Origin of the sequence: Microbacterium testaceum StLB037, assembly GCF_008763945.1 — a bacterium.
Taxonomy (GTDB): Bacteria; Actinomycetota; Actinomycetes; order Actinomycetales; family Microbacteriaceae; genus Microbacterium; species Microbacterium testaceum_G.
This window is the reverse complement of the sequence record NZ_VTQH01000001.1, coordinates 1,238,943-1,262,169: the sequence shown is the minus strand read 5'-3', so window position 1 is coordinate 1,262,169 and position 23,227 is coordinate 1,238,943. Positions and strand designations below refer to the sequence as shown.

Below are 23,227 nucleotides of genomic sequence, written 5' to 3'. Positions count from 1 at the left end.
CCAGCCTAATTGCGTCCCGCCGAATCGCGTCGGGCGGGCTCGGACTCCGCCTTCTCGGCCACGACGAGCGGTTTCGCCGCGCCGGAGAAGAGACCGGATGCCACGATCAACCCGACCACGATGAGCAGCGTGTTCAACAGCCCGATGTGGTCACCGATCCACCCGAGGATCGGGGGGCCGCAGAGGAAGGCCACGTATCCGATGGTCGCCGCCGCGGCCACGCGGGAGGCGGCCTTGGCGGGGTCGTCGGCGGCGGCGGACATGCCGATCGGGAAGCCGAGCGAGGCGCCCAGGCCCCACAGGGCCGCGCCGATGAAAACCAGCGGACCGTAGGGGGCCAGGATGAACAGCAGCAGACCCGCGGCGGCGGTGCCGGCGAGCACGCGCAGCACGAGGACGCGACCGAGTCGATCGACGACCGGACCCCCGGCGATGCGACCGATGGTCATGGCGACCGAGAACACCGCGAGCACGGCCGGACCCGCCTCTTCGGGCGCGCCGTGCCCATAGACCACCGCGGAGGGGAGCCAGTCGTTGGCACTGCCCTCGGCGAAGGCCATGCCCAGCATGATGACGCCGAGCGTGTACGTCCGCGGCTCGCGCCACGCCTGGAGGGAGACGGCCAGGCGTTCGCGCCAGTGCGCGCGCTCCTCGTCGGCGGGGGCGTCCATCGCCACCTCGGCTCGCGGCACGTTGGCGACCGCTACGAAGGCGACCACGATGATCACGACACCCATGGCCACGGAGTGCGCGATCACCGGGATGCCGAGGCTGACGGCAACGAAGCCGAGGCCCGCGCCGATCACGGTGCCGAAGCTGAAGAAGGCGTGCAGCAGGGGCATGATCGTGCGGCCGGTGGCCTTCTCGAGCGCGGCGCCCTCGACGTTCATCATCACGTCGACTGCTCCGTTGCCGAACCCGAACAGGGCGAGTCCGAGGAGGGCGACGGCGAAGACCTGCAGGGAGTCGGCGCCGAAGCCGATGATCGCGAGGCCGACGCCGACGAGGAGCAGGGCCACGAGCATTCCGCTGCGTGCGCCGATGCGGGCCATCACGGCGGGCGCGACCGACAGACCGATGATGGATGCCACGCCCATGCCCAGCAGCAAAAGGCCGACGCCGGAGTTCTCGATGCCGAGCGACTCGCGGATGGCGGGCACCCGGGACGCCCACGTCGAGATGCTGAGCCCGCTCGCGAGGAAGATGGCGCAGATCGCGATGTGCCAGCGGACGAGCTGGGACCGGGTGAGCGTCGAGTGCATGGGGTCACTGTACCGAATCGATTCGACATCGATCGAATCGATTCGGCGCCAAGCGTGTCGCCGGGTAGCATCGCCCCGTGAGCACTCGTCGCGCCACCATCAGCGACGTCGCCCGAGAGGCCGGCGTCTCCGCGTCGACCGCCTCGGTCGTCTTCAGCGGCAAGACGCCGACGTCGCAGGCCACGCGCGCTCGCGTGCTCGCCGCAGCCGAGAGCCTCGGCTACACCGGACCCGACCCCCGCGCCGCCTCTCTCCGCCGGGGGCGTTCGGGCATCGTGGGCGTGGTCTTCGACCAGCACCTCGGCACGGCGTTCCTCGATCCGGTCACCACGCACATGATGGACGGCCTGGCCGACGGCGTCTCGCGTCTCGGCGCGGCGCTGCTCCTCCTGCGCGACGACGGCGAGACCGTGAGCGAACCTTCGCTGCACACCGCTCCGATCGACGCCGCGGTGCTGATCGGCTGCAGCCCGCGCATGCGCGACTCCCTCGAGATCGTCAAAGGCCGCGGCATCCCGGTCGTCGTGGTCGAGGGCGATGCCGGCGAGGGCGTTCCACAGGTGCTGCTCGACAACACCGAGGCGCAGCGCGCGGCCGCGCGGCACCTCGAGGCGCTCGGTCATCGCGACGTGGTCATCGTCACGCTCCCGACCGACACAGCTCGTCGGCGCGGCTGGCTCGCCGGCGACGCCGAGGTGCGGGTGGACGTCACCGCCGACCGCCTCGCCGGCGCTCGCGCGGTGTTCCCGGACGCCCCGGCGGTGGCCGCCGCCACCAGCTCGATCGATGAGGGGACCATCGCCGGGCGCGCGATCTTCGCCGATCCCGGGCGTCGGCCGACGGCGGTGATCGCGCAGAGCGACCTGCTGGCCGCCGGAGTCATCCGTGCCGCCGAAGAGGCGGGGCTGCGGGTGCCCGATGACGTGAGCGTGACCGGATTCGACGGGGTCGTCGTCGACGGTTTGGCCCCGCACGTGCTGACCACGCTCGTCCAGCCCGCCACCGCCAAGGGGCGCGCCGCCGGTGAAGCCGTCGCGGCGATGCTCGAGGACGAATCGCCTTCGGGTCTCGACCTGACGTGCACCTTCCGCGAGGGCACCACGACCGCTCGTCCGCCTAGCACATGAGGTCCCGCGGTGCTGGAACTCTCATGCTCCGCATAGAATAGTTCCGACACCCCGAGAGCCCGGGCATCCGCCCGTCGACCCCGAGGAGGCCCGACTGTGCTGATCTTCCTCGGCGCCTTCGCGGCCGTGCCCCTCCTCCTGCCGTGGCTCGTCTCGCGCGTCGGCGCTCGCGCGTTCTACGTCGCGGCGGTGCTTCCAGCGCTTGCTTTCGCCCACGCGATCGTCCTGGCTCCCGCGGTCTTCGGCGGCGACATTCCGTTCGAGGAATATCGCTGGATTCCCGCCATCGAAGTCTCGCTCTCGATGCGCATGGATGTGCTCGGGTGGTTGCTGACCCTCGTCGTGACGGGGGTCGGCGCCCTCGTGATGCTCTACTGCCGCTGGTACTTCCGCGGAAAGACCCAGGGAGTGGGCCAGTTCTCGGCCGTCCTCCTGGGTTTCGCCGGAGCGATGTACGGTCTCGTGCTCACCGACGACATCGTCGTGCTGGTCATGCTGTGGGAAGCCACGAGCGTGCTGTCGTACCTGCTGATCGGCTACTACCACGGCCGTGCCGCGAGCCGTCGCGCCGCCCTGCAGGCGCTGCTGGTCACCACCCTCGGCGGCCTCGTCATGCTCATCGGCGTGGTGTTGCTGGTCGTCCAGTCCGACACCTCCAGCCTCTCGACGATCCTGGCCGACCCGCCCACCGGCACGGTCGTCGACATCGCGGTGCTGCTCCTGCTCGTGGGTGCGCTGAGCAAGTCGGCCATCTTCCCGTTCCACTTCTGGCTCCCCGGCGCCATGGCCGCTCCCACCCCGGTCAGCGCCTACCTGCACGCCGCCGCCATGGTGAAGGCCGGCATCTACCTGATCGCGCGCCTCGCCCCCGGTTTCGCTGAGACGCCTTTCTGGCGCCCGACGCTCATCGCGCTCGGCGTGTTCACGATGTTGCTGGGCGGGTTCCAGGCCCTACGCGAGCGCGACCTCAAGCGCATCCTCGCCTTCGGCACGGTCAGCCAGCTCGGCTTCCTCACCGTGATGCTCGGGTACGGGACGAGGGATGCCGCTCTCGCCGGCGTCGCGCTCGTGCTCAGCCACGCTCTGTTCAAGTCGTGCCTCTTCCTCGTCGTCGGCGTCATCGACCGCCAGCTCAACACCCGTGACATCGGTCAGCTCTCCGGTCTCGGCCGGCAGGCGCCCGTCATGGCCACGGCCTCGTTCATCGCGATCTTCTCGATGGCGGGCGTCGTTCCCACACTCGGTTTCGTCGCGAAAGAGACGGCGTTGACGGCTCTGCTGCACGAGGCCGAGGGGGGCGCGGCGTGGGGGCTCGTCGCCCTGATCGGCATCGTCCTGGGCTCGGCGCTGACGGCGGCGTACGGCATCCGGTTCCTCTGGGGTGCCTACTGGACCAAGCGCGACGTCGAGACGACCGAATGGCCCGACCCGCCCATCGGCTTCCTGTCGGCCCCCGTGCTGCTCGCAGCCGCCTCTCTCGCCCTCGGTTTCCTCTCGCCGATCGTGGACCACTGGCTCGCGCCCTACGCCGACGGCCTCCCCGAGGCCACCGCCGGCGTCGCCGCCCCCGAGTACCCGTACCACCTGGCGCTCTGGCACGGTCTCGAGCCCGCGCTGTTCATCTCGCTCGGAACGCTCGCGCTCGGTGCCGCGATCTTCTGGGTCGTGCGCAAGACGCAGCTGCACAAGCGTCGCCGTGCGCTGCCGTTCACCGCGAACGACGTCTACAACGTCGCGCTGCGGGGCGTCGACTTCAGTTCCGAGTGGGTCACCGCCCGCTTCCAGCGCGGATCGCTGCCCTTCTACGTCGGGACGATCTTCGTCGTGCTCGTGGTCGCCGAGGGCACAGCGCTGCTCGCATCCCGTGAGTGGCGCGCGCAGCTCGACGCGTGGCAGTCGCCCGCGCAGTTGATCGCGGCGCCCATCATGATCGCCGCCGGCATCCTGGCCGTCCGTGCCCGCAAGCGTTACACCGGCGTCGCTCTCGTCTCGGTGACCGGGCTCGGCATGGTCGTCCTCTTCGCGACCAGCGGCGCCCCCGATCTCGCGCTGACCCAGGTGCTCATCGAGACCGTGACGCTCGTCGTCTTCGCCCTGGTGCTGCGGCGGCTTCCCGCCCGCATGGGTGAGCAGAACGAGTCCGTCGCCCCGATCGCGCGGGCCATCCTGGGCGCGGGCGTGGGTCTGACCATGGCCCTCGTCGCGATCGTGGCCACCGGTGCGCGCCAAGACCTCCCCGTCTCGCTCGAGTGGCCGCCGTTGGCGTACGAGATCGGTCACGGCCGCAACGTCGTGAACGTCGCGCTCGTCGACCTGCGCGGCTGGGACACCATGGGCGAGCTCTCGGTGCTGGTCCTCGCCGCCACCGGCGTGGCATCCCTCGTCTTCATCACCAACCGCAGCGACAACCTCGCGCGCCGATCGGGCACCGCTCGCTCGCGCGTGGGCCTCGGGCGTCGCCGCCCCCTCGTCGAGACCGACAGCGGCGTGCGGGCGCAGCGCGTCGGCGAGACCGGCGCTCCGCGCGCCTGGCTCATCTCGGGCGCGAAGGTGCAGCCCGAAAACCGCTCGATCCTGCTCGAGATCATCATCCGGGTGCTCTTCCACTCGATCATGATCGTGTCGCTCTACCTGCTCTTCGCCGGTCACAATCTCCCCGGCGGCGGATTCGCCGGGGGGCTCGTCGCGGGCATGGGCCTGGTCATGCGCTACATCGCCGGCGGTCGCTGGGAGCTCGGCGCCGCTGCCCCCACCGATGCGGGCCGACTCCTCGGCGCGGGCATGGCGATCGCCGTGCTGTGCGCCCTCGTGCCGATGCTCTTCGGGTTCGCGCCGCTGCAGAGCTTCACCTTCGAGGGCGAGCTGCCGATCATCGGTCACTGGGAGTTCGTCACGAGCACGATCTTCGACGTCGGCGTCTACCTCGTGGTCATCGGCCTGGTGCTCGATGTGTTGCGCAGCCTCGGCGCCGAGGTCGACCGCCAGTCGCAGCTTCCCGAGGATGCCGAGGTGAAGACGGCATGAGCATCTCCCTCGTCCTCATCATCGTCATGGCCGTGCTCTTCGCGTGCGGCGTCTACGCGATGCTCGAGCGCAGCCTCACCCGCGTGCTAATCGGGTTCCTCCTGCTCGGCAATGCCGCCAACCTCCTGCTCCTGATCGTGATGGGCGCGCCCGGCCGGGCCCCCTTCTACGACGGAGGGCAGACGGATGCCGCGGACATGTCCGACGCGCTTCCCCAGGCCCTGACGTTGACCGCGATCGTCATCACGTTCGGCATCTCGGCATTCCTGCTCGCCCTCATCTACCGCTCCTGGCAGCTCGGTCAGGCCGACACGGTCATCGATGACGCCGACGACGTCGCGCTGCGCGCCCGCACGGCGAACGAGCCCGAGGACGCGATGGACGAAGAATCGCGCTCCGACGACGACGATGTCACCACCGACTTCGTCGGCGACGTGGCCGCGCCCATCCGCGTGCTGCACCAGGGCGATCTGTCGCAGCTGGTCGACGACGCCCCGGTCGACCGGGTCGCCGTGTCCCGTGACACGGATCCCGCGGACGACGACGACACCGACGCCCCCCGCGACCCCCAGGACGGTGATCGCTCGTGAGCGCCCTCGTGCCCCTGCTCGTCGGCATCCCGCTCATCGGCGCCGCGATCAACCTCATCTTCGGCCGTCGCAAGAAGACGCAGATCGTGGTGTCGGTCGCCTCTCTCGCAGCCGTGCTCGTGCTGGGCGCGATCCTGCTCGTCACCGTCGACATGACGGGGCCCATCGCGGTGGCGATCGCCGCGTGGGACATCCCGTTCGGGATCGTGCTCTACGTCGATGTGCTCGCCGCGCTCCTGGTGGTCGTCACGAGCGTCGTGCTGCTCGCGGTCCTGCTGTTCTCGATCGGCCAGGGCGCGGCCGACAACGACGAGGACACACCGGTCTCGATCTTCTACCCGGCCTATCTGATCCTCGGTGCGGGTATCTTCAACGCCTTCATCGCCGGCGATCTGTTCAATCTCTACGTCGGTTTCGAGATCCTGCTCGTCGCCTCGTACGTGCTCATCACCCTGGGCGGTACCGAGTCGCGCATCCGCACCGGGGTCGTCTACATCGTCGTCTCGCTCGTGTCGTCGATCCTCTTCCTCGCGGCGATCGCGATGGTCTACGGTGCCCTCGGCACGGTCAACATGGTGCAGATCAGCGAGCGGATGTCGTTGCTGCCCCAGGACACCCAGACGATCCTGCACCTCATGCTGCTGCTCGCCTTCGCGATCAAGGCGGCCGTCTTCCCGCTGTCGTTCTGGCTGCCGGACTCGTACCCCACGGCCCCGGCGCCGGTCACGGCGGTGTTCGCCGGCCTGCTGACCAAGGTCGGCGTCTACGCGATCATCCGCACCGAGACGCAGCTCTTCGTCGACAACGACCTGAACTTCCTGCTGATGATGGTCGCGCTGTCGACCATGATCGTCGGCATCCTCGGCGCGGTCGCTCAGGCCGAGCTCAAGCGCATCCTGTCGTTCACGCTCGTGAGCCACATCGGGTACATGATCTTCGGCCTGGCGATCAACACGCCGCTCGCGGTCGGAGCGACGATCTACTACATCGTCCACCACATCATCGTGCAGACGACCCTGTTCCTCGCCGTGGGCCTGATCGAGCGCCGCGCAGGCAGCACCTCGATCCTCAAGGTGAAGGGGCTCATGCGTGCGGCTCCGCTGCTCGCGGTGCTGTACTTCATCCCGGCGATCAACCTCGGCGGCCTCCCGCCGTTCTCGGGGTTCATCGGCAAGTACGCCCTCTTCGACGCAGCGGCGCAGGTGGGGACGCCCGTCATGATGGTGCTCATCGTCGGCGGCATCGTCACCTCGATCCTGACCCTCTACGCCCTCATGCGCGCGTGGAACCTGTCGTTCTGGCGCGAGGACGACGACTCGACCGAGACGACCGAGCGCATCGCCTATCTCGGCAACGCCCCCGCGGCCACCATCTCGACCGAGCGGCGTACGACGCCCAAGATCATGACCCTCGCCACCGTCGGCATGGTGGTGGTCACGGTATCGCTCACCGTGTTCGCCGGCCCCCTGCTCGACATGTGCCTGCGCGCCGGCGTCGACATCACCGACGGGGTCAGCCTCGTGCAGGTCCAGGAGGAGGCGGGTCAAGGATGAGTCCGAGCCGCCGTTCGCAGATCTCGCTGTTCCTGCACCAGCTGCCGTTCCTGGTGTGGCTGGTCGCGCTGTGGATGCTGCTGTGGGGGCAGTTCACCTGGCTCGCCTTCCTCACGGGACTCGTCATGGCGGTCTTCGTCACGCGCGTCTTCCGCCTGCCCCCTGTCGAGCTGTCGGGTCGCATCAACCTCTGGTACGGCCTCGTCTTCGTCGTCACCTTCCTCGGCGCGGTCATCAAGGGCTCGCTGATCGTCGCGTGGCAGGTGCTGGATCTACGGCGTCAGCCCGGCGCGGCCATCATCGCCGTGCCCCTGCGTGTCGACGACGACGTGATCATGGCGCACACCGCCGTCACGGCATCCCTCATCCCGGGCTCGCTCATCGTCGACGTCGATCGTGAGAACCGCACGCTGTTCCTCCACACCATCGGGGTGCGAAGCGACGCGGATGCCGAGCACCAGCGCCGCGTCGTGCTCGGGTGGGAAGCGCGTATCACGCGTGCCGTGGGCTCGAAGGAGGAGCTCCAGGAGCTCCGCGCCAAGATCGCCGAGGCGGACGTCGATGCCCGCCACGGAGCCGAGAGTCCGCGCGACGGGAGGACCCTGCTGTGAACATCCTCGTCGTGGTCATCCTCGTCGTCTTCGCCGTCGCGGCGGTGCTGGCGCTCATCCGGCTCGTCATCGGCCCCTCGATCCTCGACCGGGCGGTCGCCGCCGACGTGCTGCTCACCGAGGTGCTCTGCATCCTCGGCGCCGACATGGTCATCAACCACCACGCGCGCTCGCTACCGGCGATGCTCATCATCGCCGCGGTCGGGGTGTTCGGCTCGATCGCCGTGGCCCGCTTCGTCGCTCGGAAGGAGAACCCGAGATGACCCTCGACGACGTGCTCGACACCGTGGCGCTCGCGCTCGTTCTGCTCGGTGCGATCCTCTGCCTCACCGCGACTATCGGTCTGCTGCGGTGGCGCGATGTCCCCACTCGTCTGCACGCGGCGACCAAGCCGCAGGTTCTGGGGGTTCTGCTCATCGTGACCGCGGTGGCGCTGTCGTCGCGCACGTGGGAGGTGCTCGCCTTCGGCATCCCGATCGTGCTCATCCAGTTCGCGACCGCGCCGCTCGCGGCGCACATGGTGGGCCGGGCCGCGTACCGCAACCGGACCACCGACGAAGAGAACCTCTACGTCGACGAGCTGCACCACAGCACGGAGCAGCCCGGATCGACGGGCGCGGAATCCCGCCCCGAGAGCTGACGCGCGCTCAGACCCCCGCTTCGCGCACGTCTTCGCGCGCCTGCGGCGAGGGGGTGCCCTCGGCGGGGTCGGGCGTCTCGGTGCGGTGGTCGAGTTCGCGCGCCTCCCGCTCTTCGCGCCGGCCCTCGGCCAGGAACGCGAGACGGTTCAGGCACTCGTGGTTGCGCGCGACGAGCAGCGGCTTCCACAGCAGGCGGGGCAGCAGAGACGCGGCGCCCGAAACGGGCTCTTCGACGATCGTCACCGCGGTGCCGTCGCCGTACGGGCGGGCGTCGATGCGGATCACCCCACGGCCCAGGATGCCGGCCTCCGGCCTGAGACGCAGTCGGCGCGGGGGATCCCACTGGACGATCTCGGTCTCGTCATGGATCATCACGGGCCAGACCCCCAGCGAGTGGTGGATGCGCGATCCCTCGCGCGGCCACTGCTCGTCGACGTCGCGCATGCGCGCCGCGCCCACGACCCAGACGGGGTAGAGCCAGCCGTCGGAGAGCACGGCGAACAGATCGTCGGGCGTGCAGCGCATCACGCGTGTGTTGCGGGCGGGCATGGCATCCCCTCGGTCGGCGTGCCTCGACCCTATTCCGCCGCCGCGATCCCGCCCGCGCCCCTTGACGCACCGCCCCTCCTCCTCGCGTGAGGGGTCAGTTCCTGTCGCCTGGGAGGTGCTCCAGGCGACAGGAACCGACCCCTCACGCGCGTGGCGCCCAGGCGCGCGCGGGGGGGCGCGGCCTGGGCGGGCGGGAGCGAGCGCTTGTTGGCGCCCGCTCAGCCGCGGGTGATGTCGGTCACCGTGCCCTGGGCGAGGCGCAGGCGGCGGCGCGCGCGGCGGGCGACGGCGGAGTCGTGGGTCACGACGACCAGGGTCAGTCCCTCGGCGTTGAGTTCCGCGAGCACGTCGAGGATCTCGTCGCGCATGCGCTCGTCGAGGTTGCCCGTCGGTTCGTCGGCGAGCAGCACGCGCGGTTGCTTGGCGACCGCCCGCGCGATCGCGACGCGCTGCTGCTGGCCTCCCGAGAGCTCGCCGGGGCGGTGATCGGCGCGGTCGGCGAGCCCCACGCGGGTCAACGCCTCGGTCACGCGGCGACGGCGCTCGTCGCGGTCGAGGCCGAGGGGTTCGAGGCCCATGTCGACGTTCTCGGCGGCAGTCAGGGTCGGAATGAGGTTGAAGCCCTGGAACACGAACCCGATCGCCTCGGCGCGCAGCTTCGCCAGCTCCGCGTTCGAGGCTCGGGCGATGTCCACCTCGCCCAGGAAGACCGATCCGCTCGAGGGGCGGTCGAGGGCGCCGAGCATCTGCAGCAGCGTCGACTTGCCGCCGCCGGTCGGGCCCTGGATGGTGACGAAGTCGCCCGCGGCGATGTCGAGGTCGACGCCGGCGAGGGCCTGCACGGTGCGATCACGCTGCCGGTAGGTGCGGGTCACGCCGCTGAGGCTGTATGCGGTCGTGGTGGCGATCAGAGTGGTCATGGTGTTCTCCTTCGAAGAAGTGGGGGATGCCGCTCACGCGACGGACCGGAGGGCGGCGGCGGGACTGAGACGAGCGGCGCGCCAGCCCCCGAAGGCTCCCGCGAGGACGCCGCCGAGGACGGCGATCCCGACCGCCGCGACAACCACGACCGGGGTGACGGGGGCGCTGAGCACGATGTCGGTGGCCTGCGCCGCGGCCTGCCCGAAGCCGCCGGGTCCGCCGGCACCCGGACCGCCCGTGCCCCCGAAACCGCCCGGGCCACCCGAGCCGGTTCCCGTCGTGCCGGAACCGACCGAGATCGTCGGGGCGATGACGTTGATGAGCAGGATGCCGCCGAGTCCGAGCAGCAGCCCCGCGGCCCCGCCGAGGAGCCCCTGCACGAGCGACTCTCCGGCGACCTGCCGCACGATGCGCCCGTTCGACCATCCGATCGCCTTGAGGGTTCCGAACTCGCGGGTCCGTCGGGCCACGCCCGAGATGGTGAAAAGCACGGCCAGGGCGAGGGCGACCAGCAGCACGACGGCCGAGAGCCAGGTGCCGAGGTTCGAGATCAAGGACGACGCGCTCGACAGCGACCCCGAGACGGTCGAGGCGAGCTCCGACTGCGAGCTGACGGTGGCCTCGGGAAGCGCGGCCGAGACCTCGCTCTGCACCGCGCCGATGGCATCCGCCGACGAGGCCTGCACGTACACCGTCGACACGACGTCACCGGTCCCGGCGAGGGTCTGCGCGACGTCGAGGGGGAGGTAGACGTTCGCCGCGGTGTCGGCGTCGGCCGAGGTCGAGGCGACGATCCCCACGACCTGCATCGCCGTACCCGCGACCTCGACCGTGCCGCCGACCGCGAGTCCCGCGCTGGTCGCATAGGTGGCGTCGACGACCGCGACGTCGGTTCCCGCGTCGGCCGAGGTGAGCGCGCGGCCCTGGGTCACCGTGACGGAGGAGAGGGGGCCGATGGATGCCGCCGGGTCGACGCCCAGCACGCTGAAGGAATCCACGCCGAAGGCGCTTCCCCCGTCGCCACCGGGTCCTCCCGCGGGAGCCTCGCCCATGCCGGACGTGCCCTGCCCCGGCGCCTGGCCGGATTCCGTACCCGACTGGGCGCTGCGGTCGGGCACCTGACCCGAGAAGGTCGTGTTCGTCAGGGCGAGCGCCCCGGTGGCGGCCGACACCCCGTCGAGGCCCGACACCGTGGAGACGGTCGAGGCGTCGAGCGTGCCGCGGCGCATGTCGGTCATGAGCCGCGACTGGCTGAGCGTGGTCGTGCCGTCGGCGCTGGCGCCCTCGCCGGCGCCGAAGTCGAAGCGCGAGCCGCCGCCCTGGCCCGGCTCGCTCTGCGCGCCCGTGACGGTGAGGTCGGTGCCGACGCCGTACACCGACGCCAGCGCCTGCGACTGGGCGTCGCGGACGCCCGCCGAGAGGGCGTTGACGACGATCACGAGCGCGATGGCGATCGCGAGTCCGACCGCGACGATCACGGTCTGTTTGGTGCGGCCGGCGAGTTCGCGCCGCAGGTAGGTGCCGTACATGCTTCTCCTTCCGGACGCGGGGTGCGGCCGTCTGCTCGACCGTAGGAACGCCACCCTCACCGCTCCCTCACCGTTTCTATGAAGGAGGTATGCCGGGTGACGCGGACGTGGTCGAGCGTGCATGCTGGCTGTCATGGCATCCCGCCCCCAGCCCCTCACCCGCCCCGACGGCTCACCCGTCCGGGCGCTCATCGTCGACGACGAGGCCAACCTGAGCGATCTGTTGCGCATGGCCCTCGAGAACGAGGGGTGGGATGCCCGAACCGCCGCGAACGGGCAGCAGGCGCTCGCCGAGATCCGGGAGTTCGGTCCCGATCTGCTCGTGCTCGACATCATGATGCCGGGGCTCGACGGCATGGAGCTGCTGACGCGCATCCGCGCCGCGGGCAACGACGCGCCCGTGCTCTTCCTCACGGCGAAGGACGCCGTCGAGGATCGGATCGCCGGTATCTCGGCAGGGGCCGACGACTACGTCACCAAACCCTTCAACCTCGAGGAGGTCGTCGTGCGGCTGCGGGGGATGGCCCGCCGTCACGTCGCCGCGGTCGCCGACGCCGATCCGCGGCTGCGCGTGGGCGACCTCACGCTCGACGAGGAGTCCTACGAGGTCGAGCGCGGCGGCATCCCGATCAAGCTCACCGCGAAGGAGTTCGAGCTGCTGCGCTACCTCATGCAGAACCCGCGACGCGTGCTCAGCAAGGCGCAGATCCTCGACCAGGTGTGGAGCTACGACTTCGGCGGCAACGGCAGTGTCGTCGAGATCTACATCTCGTACCTGCGCAAGAAGATCGACACCCTCGGGGACCCGCTCATCCACACCGTGCGCGGTGTGGGGTACTCGATCAAGACCGTCTGATGCGCGGTCGCTGGACGCTGCGGCGCACCCTCGTCGTGGGAACGAGCGTGCTCGTCGCGGTGGCCTTCCTGGTGATGGGCCTGGCCACGGTGATCGCGCTGCGCTCGTTCACGCTGGAACGCCTCGATCAGCAGGTGAGCGAGGGGCTGTCGTTCATGGTCGGACGCGAAGGATCGGCCGCGCCCTTCGGGGCGCGGCGTCCTCCGGAACGGGATGCCGACAACCCGGCGCCGCGCATCGGCACCCTGCAGGCGGTGATCGACGCCGACGGCTCGGCGCAACTCTCGGGCTACACGCGCAGCGACGGCACGGAGGTCGAGCTGACCGACGAGCAGATCGCCCTGCTGCGCTCGTCGGTTCCCACCGACCGCACGCCCACGACCGTGGATCTCGGCGGTGACCTGGGTGAGTTCCGCGTCGCGGCGGCCGAGAGCGACGGCGTCACGGTCGTCGCCGGGAACTCGCAGGCCGAGGTGACCGAGACCACGTCGGCGCTGACCGCGATCCTGGTCTCGGTGTCGGCCGCGACCCTGCTCGTCGCCGTGCTGAGCCTTTCGCTCTTCGTGCGCCGGAGCCTGCGCCCGCTCGATCGGGTCGCCGCGGTCGCGCAGCGCGTCTCGACCCTGTCGCTCAGCGCGGGGACCGTCGAGATCCCCGATCGCGTCGCCGCGGTCGACACCCGCGTCGACACCGAGGTGGGCCGGGTCGGCTCCTCGCTCAACGACCTGCTCGGGCACGTGCAGGCCTCGCTCGAGGCGCGGCAGCACAGCGAAGACCAGCTCCGGCGCTTCATCGCCGACGCGAGCCACGAGCTGCGCACGCCCCTGGCGAGCATCCGCGGCTACGCCCAGCTCTCGCTCGGCGAGGACGCCCCGATGACGCCGACCCAGGCCCGCTCGTTCGATCGGATCGAGTCGGAAGCCCGGCGCATGGCATCCCTCGTCGATGATCTCCTGCTCTTGGCGAGACTGGATGCCGGCCAGCCCCTGCGCCGCGACGAGGTCGAGCTGACGCTGCTCGCCGTCGACGCCGTGAGCGACGCGCAGGCGGCGGATGCGACGCACGAGTGGCGCCTGGACGTCTCGGACGACCTCATCTCGGTCACGGGCGACGAGAATCGCCTGCGCCAGGTGGTCGCGAACCTGCTGCGCAACGCGCAGACGCACACGCCGGCCGGCACGACCGTGACGCTCTCGCTCGCGCGCGACGGCGGCGAGGCCGTGCTGCGGGTGACCGACACCGGCCCGGGGATCGACCCGGGGGTCGCCGAGCGGCTCTTCGACCGCTTCGCCCGGGGCGACGACTCCCGCAACCGCGATGCCGGAAGTACGGGCCTGGGGCTCTCGATCGCGCAGGCGATCACCGCGGCGCACGGCGGCTCGATCTCGGTGCAGAGTCGGCCTGGCCGGACGGTGTTCGAGGTGCGCCTGCCCGCCTGAGCCCCGGCACCCCCCGAACCCCCGCGTGAGGCGCCAGGAATTGTCGCTTGGGGGCGCTCCCAAGCGACAGATTCTGGCGCCTCACGCGAAGAGGAAAGGCCGCGTCAGCCGATCAGGCTCGGCTGCAGGTCGCGCAGGGTGCGGTGGTGCGTCATGCGTGTCACCCCGATCGCCGCGACCAGGACCCCGCCGAGCATCCACGCGCCGAGCACGATCAGGTCCTGGCCGACGCGGCCCACGTCGCCGCCGTACATGACCTGCCGCATGGCATCCACGACGTATCCCATCGGCAGCACGTGGTGCAGCGCCGCGAGGGGCCCGGGCAGGGTCTGCCACGGGAACGTGCCGCCCGCGGTGACCAGCTGCAGCACCATCAGCACGAGGCCGAGGAACTGACCCACCGACCCGAGCCAGACGTTCAGCGCGAGCACGATCGCCGCATAGGTCGCCGACGCGAACAGCAGGATGCCGAGGGCCGCCCACGGATTCGCGAACGAGAACTGCAGGGCGAAGGCGAGGACCGTGAACAGCCCCACCATCTGCAGCGCGCCGAGCCCCGCGGGGGTCAGCCACCCGGCGAGGGCGACGCGGACGGGCGAGCGCAGCGCCGTCACCGCACGCTTCGACACCGGCTTGACGATGAGGAACAGCGCGTAGATGCCGATCCATCCGGCCAGGGCCGCGAAGAACGGGGCCAGTCCCGCGCCGTAATTCTGGGCTTTGGTGACCGAGGTCGAGCCGACCGCGACGGGGTCGGAGATGGCTGCGGCCTGCGCCTGCCGGGTCGCCTGGTCGGAGTCGGGGATCTGGTTCACGCCCGCGGCGAGGCCGTCGCGCAGTTGCGTCGCACCGGCCGAGAGCTGCGCGATGCCGCCGTCGAGCTGGGTCGCGCCGTCACGGAGCTGGGCGGATCCGTCGCGGAGTTGGGAGGCCCCGGATGCCGCGGTCGCGGCGCCTTCCGCCAGGCTCGACGCACCGTCGGCGGCGCTGGCGGCGCCGCTGGCCAGGGCGGCGCTACCCGAAGCGACCTGCCGGGCGCCGTCGTCGAGCTGGTTGATCTGGTTCACGGTGTCCTGCACGCGGCCGTTGGCGGCCGTGAGGCGATCGCCGACGGGGTCGAGGCGCGAGAGGATCTGGTCGATGCGGGCCTGGTCGAGACCCGCGTCGGCAAGGGCCTTCGCGATGTCGGTGCGCGCCTGGGGCAGCTGAGCGGCGGCCTCACCCGCGACGGAACCGACCTGTCGAGCCACCGTATCGAGGCGGTCGACGCCCCCGGCGACCTGCTGGGCGCCCTCGGCCACGCGGGCGGAGCCGTCGCGGAGCTGCGCGGTGCCGTCGCGCAGCTGGTTAGCACCGGCGGAGAGCTGCGCGTTGCCGTCGGCCAGTGTCGCGGCGCCGTCGGCGAGCGTGGTCGAGCCGGTCGCGAGTTGCGACGATCCGCTCTTCGCGCTCGCGAGACCGTCGACGAGCTGGGTCGCTCCGTTCGTGGCATCCACGAGCTTGACGCGGATGGCGTTCAGGGCGTCGAGCAGAGACAGACCCGCCTCGTCGACGACCTTCTTGGCCACCGACGACTGGATGCGGGCCACGGCCTGCGAGCCGATCGTGGAGGCGAGGTAGTTGTTGGCGTCGTTCGTGCGCAACTCGATGTCGGCTTGGCGCGGCGTCGAGCTCGACAGGGAGGCGACGGCTTCGGTGAAGTCGGCCGGAAGGGTGACGACGAAGTCGAAGTCGCCCGCCTGCAGACCGGCGTCGGCCTGGTCGGACGAGACGCGGTGCCACTCGAAGGTGTCGCTGTCGAGCAGCTGCTCGGCGGCCTCGTCGCCGAGGTTGCGCTGCTGGCCGTTGACGTCGGCGCCGCGGTCGTCGACCACGAGGGCGACGGGGACGTTCGAGAGGTTGCCGTAGGGGTCCTGGTTGGCCCAGAGGTACAGGCCGCCGTACAGGATGGGCACGGCGAGCAGCGCGATGAGGGCGATCACCGACATGCGCGTCGAGGTGAGGCGGCGCAGCTCCGCCGCGATCATCTGCGGGATCTTCATCGGGCGGCCTCCACCGTCTCGTCGAGGGCGTCGATCGCGGACTTCGAGGCGTGCCCCGCGACCACGAGCACGGCATACCCGCGCTCGGCGAACTCCCGCGCGATCCGCCACCAGGCGAGCGGCTCGCCGCCGTGGCGGTCGGGGGCGACCAGAACGAGTCCCTCGACGTCGGTGCGCAGCGCCGCGAGCTCGAGCAGCAGACGCACGCGGGCCGCGGGCTCGACGTTGCCGATCGCCATGGGGGCGAGCGACTCCAGCCCGATACCTTCGAGCCAACGCGCCGCCGCGAACGGATTCGGCGCGTGCCCGGCGAACATCAGCTCTTCGGCGACGACGCCGGTGACGGTGACATTCGGCTCGGGCTCCGACACCACGGGGGCGTCGACGAGCGCGACGCGGCGACGAATGGCCGACGCGTCGGCGCGGCCGTCGATCGTGACCGTTCCGCTGTCGACCTTCATGCGACCGGATGCCACCAGGCCCAGCACCGTGGGACGCTGCTCGGTCTCGGCGACGACCAGGGTCGCGCTGCCGGTCTCGTACGCGGTCGAGGTCTCGGGCAGGGCGCTCTGCGCGCGGCCCTTGGCGACGGCGTTCAGGACGATTCTCACTGCGCCTCCAGGTCGGGGTGCTGTTCGAGCAGGGCGCGCGCCTCGGTCCACGACAGACCGGCGATGCTCAGAACCGCGCACACGGCGATCGAGCGGGCCGTCGAGGAGCCGGCATCCACCCGAGAGACGACCATGCGGCCCGTCTCTTCGAGCAGGCGAGCGAGGGTCGGGGCGGGCAGGTCAGTCCGCAGTTCATCGGCGTCCTGCCCGCGGCGCACGATCTGGTCGATGCGGCGGCGAAGGGGGGCCAGGGCGTCGGAGGTCTCGGCGAGGTGGGCGTCGTCGAGGGCGAGCGCGGCGGCGGCCTGCACGTGGGCGGCTTCGCGCCAGAGTTCGGATGCCAGGCGGGCGAGCGCCACGCGCGAGTCGGCGTCGTCGACGCGATCGGCGATGGCGTTGAAGCGCACGGCGCCGGCGGCGATGACCTCGCGCACGATGGCGTTGCGGTCGTCGAAGTGGCCGTACAGGGCGCGTCGCGAGAGGCCGGCCCGGCGGGCGATCGTGTCGATCGAGGCGCGCGGGTCGTGGCCGATGGCCGCGGTGGCGGCGTCGAGGATGCCGGCGCGGTTCTCGACGGCGTCGCGGCGGGTGGGAGTGCTCACGGACGACCAGTGTACGCCGAAAGTGCACGCCCGTGTGCAACTTCCTGTCCTTGCGTCGGCGCCCTCCCGCGTGAGGGGTCAGTTTCTGTCGCCCAGACGCGGCCTGGGCGACACTTTCTGCCCCCTCACGCGCACGGGCTGCCCCACCGCGCGAGTCGCCAAGAATCGTCGCTTTGAGACCGCGGCAAGCGACAGAAAGTGGCGACTCGCGCGCGCGGAGCGCGGGAGAAGGGCGAGGGGGAGAAGGGCGCGGGAGAGGGGGGTGCGGGGCGGGTGCGCCGTGCGACGACGAGAGCCCGCGGGGCCGGAGGGGCGCCGCGGGCTCTCGTGGAAGGATCGGTCAGTCGGTGCCGGCGTCGAACGCGGCACCCTCGCCCGCGGCGTCGGTCGCGTCGGCGAGGCGCTCTTCGGCGGCGTCGAGCGGAGCAGCCGACTCGATGATGTCCTGCGCGCCGCCGGCGGCGACGTCGCCGACGAGCTCGCCGGTCGGTCCGCCGAGCAGGCCCATCGCGGCGTACTGCTCGAGGCGGGCGCGCGAGTCGGCGATGTCGAGGTTGCGCATGGTGAGCTGGCCGATGCGGTCGACCGGGCCGAAGGCGGCGTCGCCCACGCGCTCCATCGAGAGCTTCTCGGGCGAGTACGACATTCCGGATGCCACGGTGTTCAGGATCGTGTAGTCCTCACCACGGCGCAGGCGCACGGTGACCGACCCGGTGATGGTCGACCCGACCCACTTCTGGATCGACTCGCGCAGCATCAGCGACTGCGGCTCGAGCCAGCGGCCCTCGTACATGAGGCGACCGAGGCGGCGACCCTGCTCGTGGTACGTGGCGAGGGTGTCTTCGTTGAGGATGCTGTTCACGAGGCGCTCGTAGGTGAGGAACAGCAGCGCCATGCCGGGGGCCTCGTACACACCGCGCGATTTCGCCTCGATGATGCGGTTCTCGATCTGATCGCTCATGCCCAGGCCGTGGCGACCGCCGATGGCGTTGACCTCGCGGACGAGCTCGACCGGGTCGGCGAAGCGCGTGCCGTTGATGGCGACGGGGCGACCGGCCTCGAACTCGACGGTGACGTCTTCGGTCTCGATCTCGACCTCGGGGTCCCAGAAGCGCACGCCCATGATGGGCTCGACGACCTCGAGCGAGACGTCGAGGTGCTCGAGGGTCTTGGCCTCGTGCGTGGCGCCCCAGATGTTGGCATCCGTCGAATAAGCCTTCTCGACGCTGTCGCGGTAGGGGAAGTCGTGCGCGACGAGCCACTCGCTCATCTCTTTGCGCCCGCCCAGCTCGGTGACGAAGTCGGCGTCGAGCCAGGGCTTGTAGATCCGCAGCGCCGGGTTGGCGAGCAGGCCGTAGCGATAGAACCGCTCGATGTCGTTGCCCTTGTAGGTGGAGCCGTCGCCCCAGATGTCGACACCGTCTTCTTTCATCGCGCGCACGAGCAGGGTGCCGGTGACCGCGCGACCGAGCGGCGTGGTGTTGAAGTACGTGCGGCCGCCCGAGCGGATGTGGAACGCGCCGCAGGCGAGGGCGACGAAGCCCTCTTCGACGAGCGCCGTCTTGCAGTCGACCAGGCGCGAGACCTCGGCGCCGTACTGGGTGGCACGGCCGGGGATCGACGCGATGTCGTCTTCGTCGTACTGACCCAGGTCACCGGTGTAGGTGCAGGGGACGGCGCCCTTGTCGCGCATCCACGCGACGGCCACCGAGGTGTCGAGACCACCCGAGAAGGCGATGCCGACGCGCTCGCCGACGGGAAGGGACTGCAAGACCTTGGACATGCCCTCGATTCTAGGGCGGAGGGATGCCGAGCCCCGACTCCGGGGGAGGATCGGGCGCCCCGAAGCGATGGGGAGGAGCGTCAGCCGATCGTCACGCCGGTGATGGTGACGGGGGTCGCGGGAGCGCCGTCGGCCGCGCCGCCGGCCGTGCCCGCCGCGGCGATCTTCTTCACGACCTCGAGACCCTCCGGCGACATGGTGCCGAAGACCGTGTAGTTCGGCTGCAGCTTCGTGTCGGCGTAGACGAGGAAGAACTGCGACCCGTTGGTCCCGGGACCCGCATTCGCCATCGCGACGGTGCCGGCCGGGTAGGTCTCGCTACCGTCGAGCTCGTCGTCGAAGCGGTAGCCCGGGCCGCCGCGTCCCGTTCCGGTCGGGTCGCCGCACTGCAGCACGAAGATGCCCGACGTGGTCAGGCGGTGGCACTCGGTGTTGGTGAAGTACTGCTGCTGGGCGAGGGAGACGAAGCTCTCGACCGTGCAGGGCGTGCGCTCGCCGTTCAGCGTGATCGGGATCGCCCCGGCGGAGGTCTCGAGCGTCGCTTCGACGTTGCCCGTGGGGCGCTCGGTGCCCGCGGCCGGCGGGGTGACGTCGACGGAGGGCTGCCCGGAGGTGGGGTAGGAGCACTCGCCCGAGGCGGCGCTCGAGCTCGACGCGCTCTCCGCCGAAGCGGGTGCGGACGTGGTGCCTCCGGCGCAGCCGGCGAGCAAAAGCAGGGCGGAAGCGGCGAGGGCCGCAGACATCAGTCGAGTGCGCACGCGTCCAGGGTAGAACGTCGACCTGTGCCCGTCAGGACAGGGACGGCTCCGCGTGCGCCGGGTCGATCGGCATCCGGATGCCACGGGCCCGACCGATCGCGACGACACCGACCGCGAGGGCGATGATGGCGACGGCGATGACGACGATGTACACCGCGACGCTGCCCCACCCGCCGGTGTTCGGATCGAGGAAGGGGTACGGGTACCAGAACGGCGCCCCGGTCGTCGGGTTCGTGATCAGGGGCGCGCGCAGGAGCGTGTAGACGATCCACACGACGGGGAAGATCGCCGCGGCGAACGCCGCAGACCACGGCAAGCGGCGTCGCGTCGGCCCGAGCAGAACGTCGAGCAGCAGGAAGAGCGGACCCCAGATGTGCATGACCTCGTTCGACCAGGGCACGGTCTCGGGCTGGAGGGGGATGCCGCGCAGCAGCAGGTTGTAGACGACGCCCGTGACGATCATGTACGTCGACACGAACGCGAGGGCCGTCGCGAGAGAGGGCGGATCGCCCTCGAGCCGTCGGCCGCGCGCGAAGAACCGCACGCCCAGAAGCACCAGGACGACCGCCGACGAGACGTTGGAGAGGATCGTGAAGAAGCTGAAGAAGTTCGCGGTCACGGTCGCCACGTCGCGGTCGCGCGCCACCGCCTCGGCCACCGACGACGAGAACTGCGCTCCCACCGCGACGAGGATCAGCACGGCGATCGCCACCCGCGCCGCGTTCCACCCGCTCGCCCATCCCCGCGATCTCTGCATCGCCCCAGGCTAGTGAGGGAGCGAACGCGGGGTCCGGGGTTGCGGCGGGCGGCTCAGCGCTCGACGGGGTCCGCTCCGCTCAGCAGCGCCAGATCGGCTCGTCGGGGCAGGCTCTCCCAATCGCCCGGCCCGAGGCACGCGAAAGCGCCGCAGCGCACGCCCAGCGAGACGCGTTCGGCGAGAGGCGAGCCGTCGAGGAGGGCCGCGAGGTACCCCGCGACGAACGCATCGCCCGCGCCGACGGTGTCGACGGGATCGATCCGCACGGCGGGAGAGGTCGCGACCGCCTCGCCCTCCCGGGCGAGAGCGCCGGCGGCCCCACTCTTGACCACCACCTGCGAGGGTCCGAGCGCGAGCATCTCGGCGGAGAGCGACAGGGCGTCCTGCTCGTCGTTCCCGAGCAGGAGTCGTGCTTCGTCGTCGCCGGCGAAGACGAGATCACTCGCTCGAGCGAGGTCGAGGTACAGTCCACGCGGGTCGCGTCCGGCCCATAAGGACGGTCGGTGGTTCACGTCGAAGGCCACGGTGACACCGTTCGCCCTCGCGCGGGCGACCACCGACAGGGCGGCCGCGCGAGCCGAGTCCGAGAGCGACGCCGTCACGCCGTTTACCAGCACGACCGAGGCCGCAGCGATCTCGTCATCGCCCACGTCACTCGGCGCGAGGGCGCTGCCGGCACTTCCGCCACGGTAGAACGTCACACGGCTGTGCGCGGGTGTCCGTCGTTCTTTGAGCATGAGGCCCGTGGCCCGGGTGCCGTCGACGATGGCCCGAGTACACACACCTTCGCCGCGGATCTCACGCTCGATGCGTCGACCGAGCGCATCATCGCCGACGCGTCCGATCCACGTCACGTCGACCCCGAGCCTCCGCAGACCGATCGCCACGTTGCTGTCGGCGCCCCCGATGCCCACGGTCGCCCGCGAGACGTTCTCCCACCCGCCGAGGTCCTCGCCACGGATCAACCCCATGGTCTCGCCGAATGTCAGTACGGATGCCATCTCACTCCCTCGTGATCGTCGTTGCACGTTCGTGATGTTCACGTCTTGCTCAAACATATGACGTATGTTCTATGCTAGCGTACGGTCACCCGACCTCGTCGAAGAAGACAGGAGCTTTGCAATGCCGCAGCACTTCCCCGGCGCTCGCCGCCGCCTCGCCCTCGCCGGCGGTCTCGCCGTCGTTTCCGCCCTCGCGCTCAGCGCGTGCAGCCCGGCCTCGAGCGGGGGCGATGCCGATACCCAGTACGGCTTCACCGCCGCCGAGCAGGACCCGTCCAGCGCCATCACGGTCTGGGTCGACTCTTCGCGTGAGCCCATCGCGAAAGCCTTCGAAACGGCGAATCCCGACGTCAAGCTCAACATCGAGACCTATGACGGAGGCTCGGGCGGCTCCGGATCGTTCCAGCAGAAGGTCGCGCTCTTCGACCAGTCCGGCGAAGGGTGGCCCGACGTGGTCTTCTCCAGCCAGCAGAACGACACGTCCTGGGCCTCGAAGGAGAACAACGGCGTCCAAGCGTTCGCCGCTCCCCTCAACAAGGGTCTGATGGACCAGAGCTTCCTCGACGGCTTCACCAAGGGCGCACTCGGCCCGATGACGGTCGACGACACCGTCTACGGCCTGCGCAACGACCTCGCCCCGGTGGTGTTCTGGTACAACAAGGCCCTCTTCGACCAGTTCGGCTACACCATCCCCACCACGTGGGAGGACTACAAGACGCTCAGCGACAAGGTCGCCGCCGAGCACCCCGGCTACATCCTCGGTTCGGTGGGCGACTCGTTCCAAGCGCCGTACGTCTACTACTGGGGTGGTGAGGCCCCGATCTTCGAGGTCTCCGGCGACACCTTCACGTCGAACTTCGCCGACCCGAACTCCGAGAAGGTCACCGACCTCATCGACCACATGCTCGCCAACAAGACCCTGGTCACCGACAGCGTCTTCGGCACCGACTTCGTCACGAAGTACAAGGACAAGCTGCTCGGCATCCCCGGCCCGGCCTGGTACTCGGGCGCGCTGTTCCAGAACGACAAGAGCCTGAACTACACGGCCGGCACCGTCGGCGTGGGACAGGCTCTGAGCTGGTCGGACGGAGACAAGGTCACCGGCAACGTCGGTGGTGGTGTGTGGTATGGCTCGAGCCACTCGAAGAACCTCGACGCCGTCAAGAAGTTCCTCACCTTCGTGACCAGCTCCGACGACGCGGTGAAGCTCGCGGCAGGTCTGCCGGCCTATCAGTCCGCCGCCGACGCATGGCTGAAGGAGCAGGCGGCGAGCAACTTCTACGTCGGCGACTTCCAGAAGAACATCTCCGGGGCGGCATCGTCGGTGTGGCAGGGCTGGGGCTACCCGAGCTTCAGCATCGAGGCTGCCTTCTCGAAGGTCGTTCTTCCGGCCATCACCGCGGGTAAGACGGTCGCGAGTGTGACCGACGCCTGGCAGACGGAAATGGACAATCAGGCGCAGGTGCAGGGCTACACGGTCGCTAAGTAAGCGCCCTCCTCCCTCGGGCTGGCCGCAGTCGAACCGCGCTGCGGCCAGCCCTCACCCGAACGGAAGTGACCATGCTCTCCCT

General features: G+C 70.3%; 21 protein-coding genes. 10 read left to right on the top strand and 11 right to left on the bottom strand.

Annotated features, from left to right (window positions below; translation table 11 throughout):
* Positions 1 to 5: 5 nt before the first annotated feature.
* The gene (locus F9B98_RS05885; RefSeq protein WP_150954195.1) at positions 6 to 1,262 is read right to left on the bottom strand and encodes an MFS transporter; all 1,257 of its coding nucleotides are present in this window, start codon (positions 1,260 to 1,262) and stop codon (positions 6 to 8) included.
* Between the two features lie 77 nt (positions 1,263 to 1,339).
* Between F9B98_RS05885 and F9B98_RS05880 the strand changes: the two genes are divergently transcribed.
* The 7 genes from F9B98_RS05880 to mnhG all read left to right on the top strand — a co-directional run bounded on the left by F9B98_RS05880 (position 1,340) and on the right by mnhG (position 8,807).
* The gene (locus F9B98_RS05880; RefSeq protein ID WP_150954192.1) at positions 1,340 to 2,389 is read left to right on the top strand and encodes a LacI family DNA-binding transcriptional regulator; all 1,050 of its coding nucleotides are present in this window, start codon (positions 1,340 to 1,342) and stop codon (positions 2,387 to 2,389) included.
* 96 nt (positions 2,390 to 2,485) lie between these two features.
* Complete coding sequence (locus tag F9B98_RS05875; protein ID WP_150954188.1) at positions 2,486 to 5,413, top strand: Na+/H+ antiporter subunit A; 2,928 nt, start codon at positions 2,486 to 2,488, stop codon at positions 5,411 to 5,413.
* A complete protein-coding gene (locus F9B98_RS05870; RefSeq protein ID WP_150954186.1) occupies positions 5,410 to 6,003 on the top strand; it encodes a Na(+)/H(+) antiporter subunit C in 594 nt (197 codons plus the stop codon). The genes F9B98_RS05875 and F9B98_RS05870 overlap by 4 nt, the downstream gene beginning before the upstream one ends.
* The gene (locus F9B98_RS05865; protein ID WP_150954182.1) at positions 6,000 to 7,556 is read left to right on the top strand and encodes a Na+/H+ antiporter subunit D; all 1,557 of its coding nucleotides are present in this window, start codon (positions 6,000 to 6,002) and stop codon (positions 7,554 to 7,556) included. The genes F9B98_RS05870 and F9B98_RS05865 overlap by 4 nt, the downstream gene beginning before the upstream one ends.
* Positions 7,553 to 8,167, top strand: a complete 615-nt coding sequence (locus F9B98_RS05860; RefSeq protein ID WP_150954179.1) for a Na+/H+ antiporter subunit E — start codon at positions 7,553 to 7,555, stop codon at positions 8,165 to 8,167. Before F9B98_RS05865 ends, F9B98_RS05860 begins: the two co-directional genes overlap by 4 nt.
* The gene (locus tag F9B98_RS05855) at positions 8,164 to 8,430 is read left to right on the top strand and encodes a monovalent cation/H+ antiporter complex subunit F (protein WP_150954175.1); all 267 of its coding nucleotides are present in this window, start codon (positions 8,164 to 8,166) and stop codon (positions 8,428 to 8,430) included. Before F9B98_RS05860 ends, F9B98_RS05855 begins: the two co-directional genes overlap by 4 nt.
* Positions 8,427 to 8,807: a monovalent cation/H(+) antiporter subunit G gene (mnhG, locus tag F9B98_RS05850; protein ID WP_150954171.1), complete on the top strand. Its 381-nt coding sequence runs from the start codon at positions 8,427 to 8,429 to the stop codon at positions 8,805 to 8,807. Before F9B98_RS05855 ends, mnhG begins: the two co-directional genes overlap by 4 nt.
* A gap of 7 nt (positions 8,808 to 8,814) precedes the next feature.
* Here mnhG and F9B98_RS05845 read toward each other — a convergent pair whose 3' ends face one another.
* From F9B98_RS05845 to F9B98_RS05835, 3 genes are all read right to left on the bottom strand, one after another.
* Positions 8,815 to 9,357, bottom strand: coding sequence for an SRPBCC family protein (locus F9B98_RS05845; protein WP_150954167.1), 543 nt, complete (start codon positions 9,355 to 9,357; stop codon positions 8,815 to 8,817).
* Between the two features lie 218 nt (positions 9,358 to 9,575).
* Positions 9,576 to 10,277: an ABC transporter ATP-binding protein gene (locus F9B98_RS05840; RefSeq protein ID WP_150954164.1), complete on the bottom strand. Its 702-nt coding sequence runs from the start codon at positions 10,275 to 10,277 to the stop codon at positions 9,576 to 9,578.
* Between the two features lie 33 nt (positions 10,278 to 10,310).
* Positions 10,311 to 11,807: an ABC transporter permease gene (locus F9B98_RS05835; RefSeq protein ID WP_150954161.1), complete on the bottom strand. Its 1,497-nt coding sequence runs from the start codon at positions 11,805 to 11,807 to the stop codon at positions 10,311 to 10,313.
* Positions 11,808 to 11,940: 133 nt separating this feature from the next.
* On the opposite strand from F9B98_RS05835, the gene F9B98_RS05830 reads away from it, so the two are divergent.
* Positions 11,941 to 12,663, top strand: a complete 723-nt coding sequence (locus F9B98_RS05830) for a response regulator transcription factor (protein ID WP_318527702.1) — start codon at positions 11,941 to 11,943, stop codon at positions 12,661 to 12,663.
* The gene (locus F9B98_RS05825) at positions 12,663 to 14,102 is read left to right on the top strand and encodes a sensor histidine kinase (RefSeq protein WP_225310238.1); all 1,440 of its coding nucleotides are present in this window, start codon (positions 12,663 to 12,665) and stop codon (positions 14,100 to 14,102) included. Before F9B98_RS05830 ends, F9B98_RS05825 begins: the two co-directional genes overlap by 1 nt.
* A gap of 104 nt (positions 14,103 to 14,206) precedes the next feature.
* Here the strand turns inward: F9B98_RS05825 and F9B98_RS05820 are convergent, their stop codons facing one another.
* The 7 genes from F9B98_RS05820 to F9B98_RS05790 form a co-directional block, all read right to left on the bottom strand.
* Positions 14,207 to 16,144: a YhgE/Pip domain-containing protein gene (locus tag F9B98_RS05820; protein WP_150954153.1), complete on the bottom strand. Its 1,938-nt coding sequence runs from the start codon at positions 16,142 to 16,144 to the stop codon at positions 14,207 to 14,209.
* The gene (locus F9B98_RS05815) at positions 16,141 to 16,755 is read right to left on the bottom strand and encodes a hypothetical protein (RefSeq protein WP_150954149.1); all 615 of its coding nucleotides are present in this window, start codon (positions 16,753 to 16,755) and stop codon (positions 16,141 to 16,143) included. The genes F9B98_RS05820 and F9B98_RS05815 overlap by 4 nt, the downstream gene beginning before the upstream one ends.
* Positions 16,752 to 17,357 carry a TetR/AcrR family transcriptional regulator gene (locus tag F9B98_RS05810; RefSeq protein WP_150954145.1) on the bottom strand — a complete coding sequence of 202 codons (606 nt, stop codon included), beginning with the start codon at positions 17,355 to 17,357 and terminating at the stop codon, positions 16,752 to 16,754. Before F9B98_RS05810 ends, F9B98_RS05815 begins: the two co-directional genes overlap by 4 nt.
* A gap of 340 nt (positions 17,358 to 17,697) precedes the next feature.
* Positions 17,698 to 19,140 carry an argininosuccinate synthase gene (argG, locus tag F9B98_RS05805; protein WP_150954142.1) on the bottom strand — a complete coding sequence of 481 codons (1,443 nt, stop codon included), beginning with the start codon at positions 19,138 to 19,140 and terminating at the stop codon, positions 17,698 to 17,700.
* Positions 19,141 to 19,220: 80 nt separating this feature from the next.
* Positions 19,221 to 19,898, bottom strand: coding sequence for a peptidylprolyl isomerase (locus F9B98_RS16105; RefSeq protein ID WP_318527701.1), 678 nt, complete (start codon positions 19,896 to 19,898; stop codon positions 19,221 to 19,223).
* Between the two features lie 31 nt (positions 19,899 to 19,929).
* The gene (locus tag F9B98_RS05795) at positions 19,930 to 20,655 is read right to left on the bottom strand and encodes a Pr6Pr family membrane protein (protein WP_191966685.1); all 726 of its coding nucleotides are present in this window, start codon (positions 20,653 to 20,655) and stop codon (positions 19,930 to 19,932) included.
* Between the two features lie 53 nt (positions 20,656 to 20,708).
* A complete protein-coding gene (locus F9B98_RS05790; protein ID WP_150954139.1) occupies positions 20,709 to 21,656 on the bottom strand; it encodes a sugar kinase in 948 nt (315 codons plus the stop codon).
* Positions 21,657 to 21,777: 121 nt separating this feature from the next.
* Between F9B98_RS05790 and F9B98_RS05785 the strand changes: the two genes are divergently transcribed.
* The gene (locus F9B98_RS05785; protein ID WP_150954136.1) at positions 21,778 to 23,145 is read left to right on the top strand and encodes an ABC transporter substrate-binding protein; all 1,368 of its coding nucleotides are present in this window, start codon (positions 21,778 to 21,780) and stop codon (positions 23,143 to 23,145) included.
* Positions 23,146 to 23,227 lie beyond the last annotated feature (82 nt).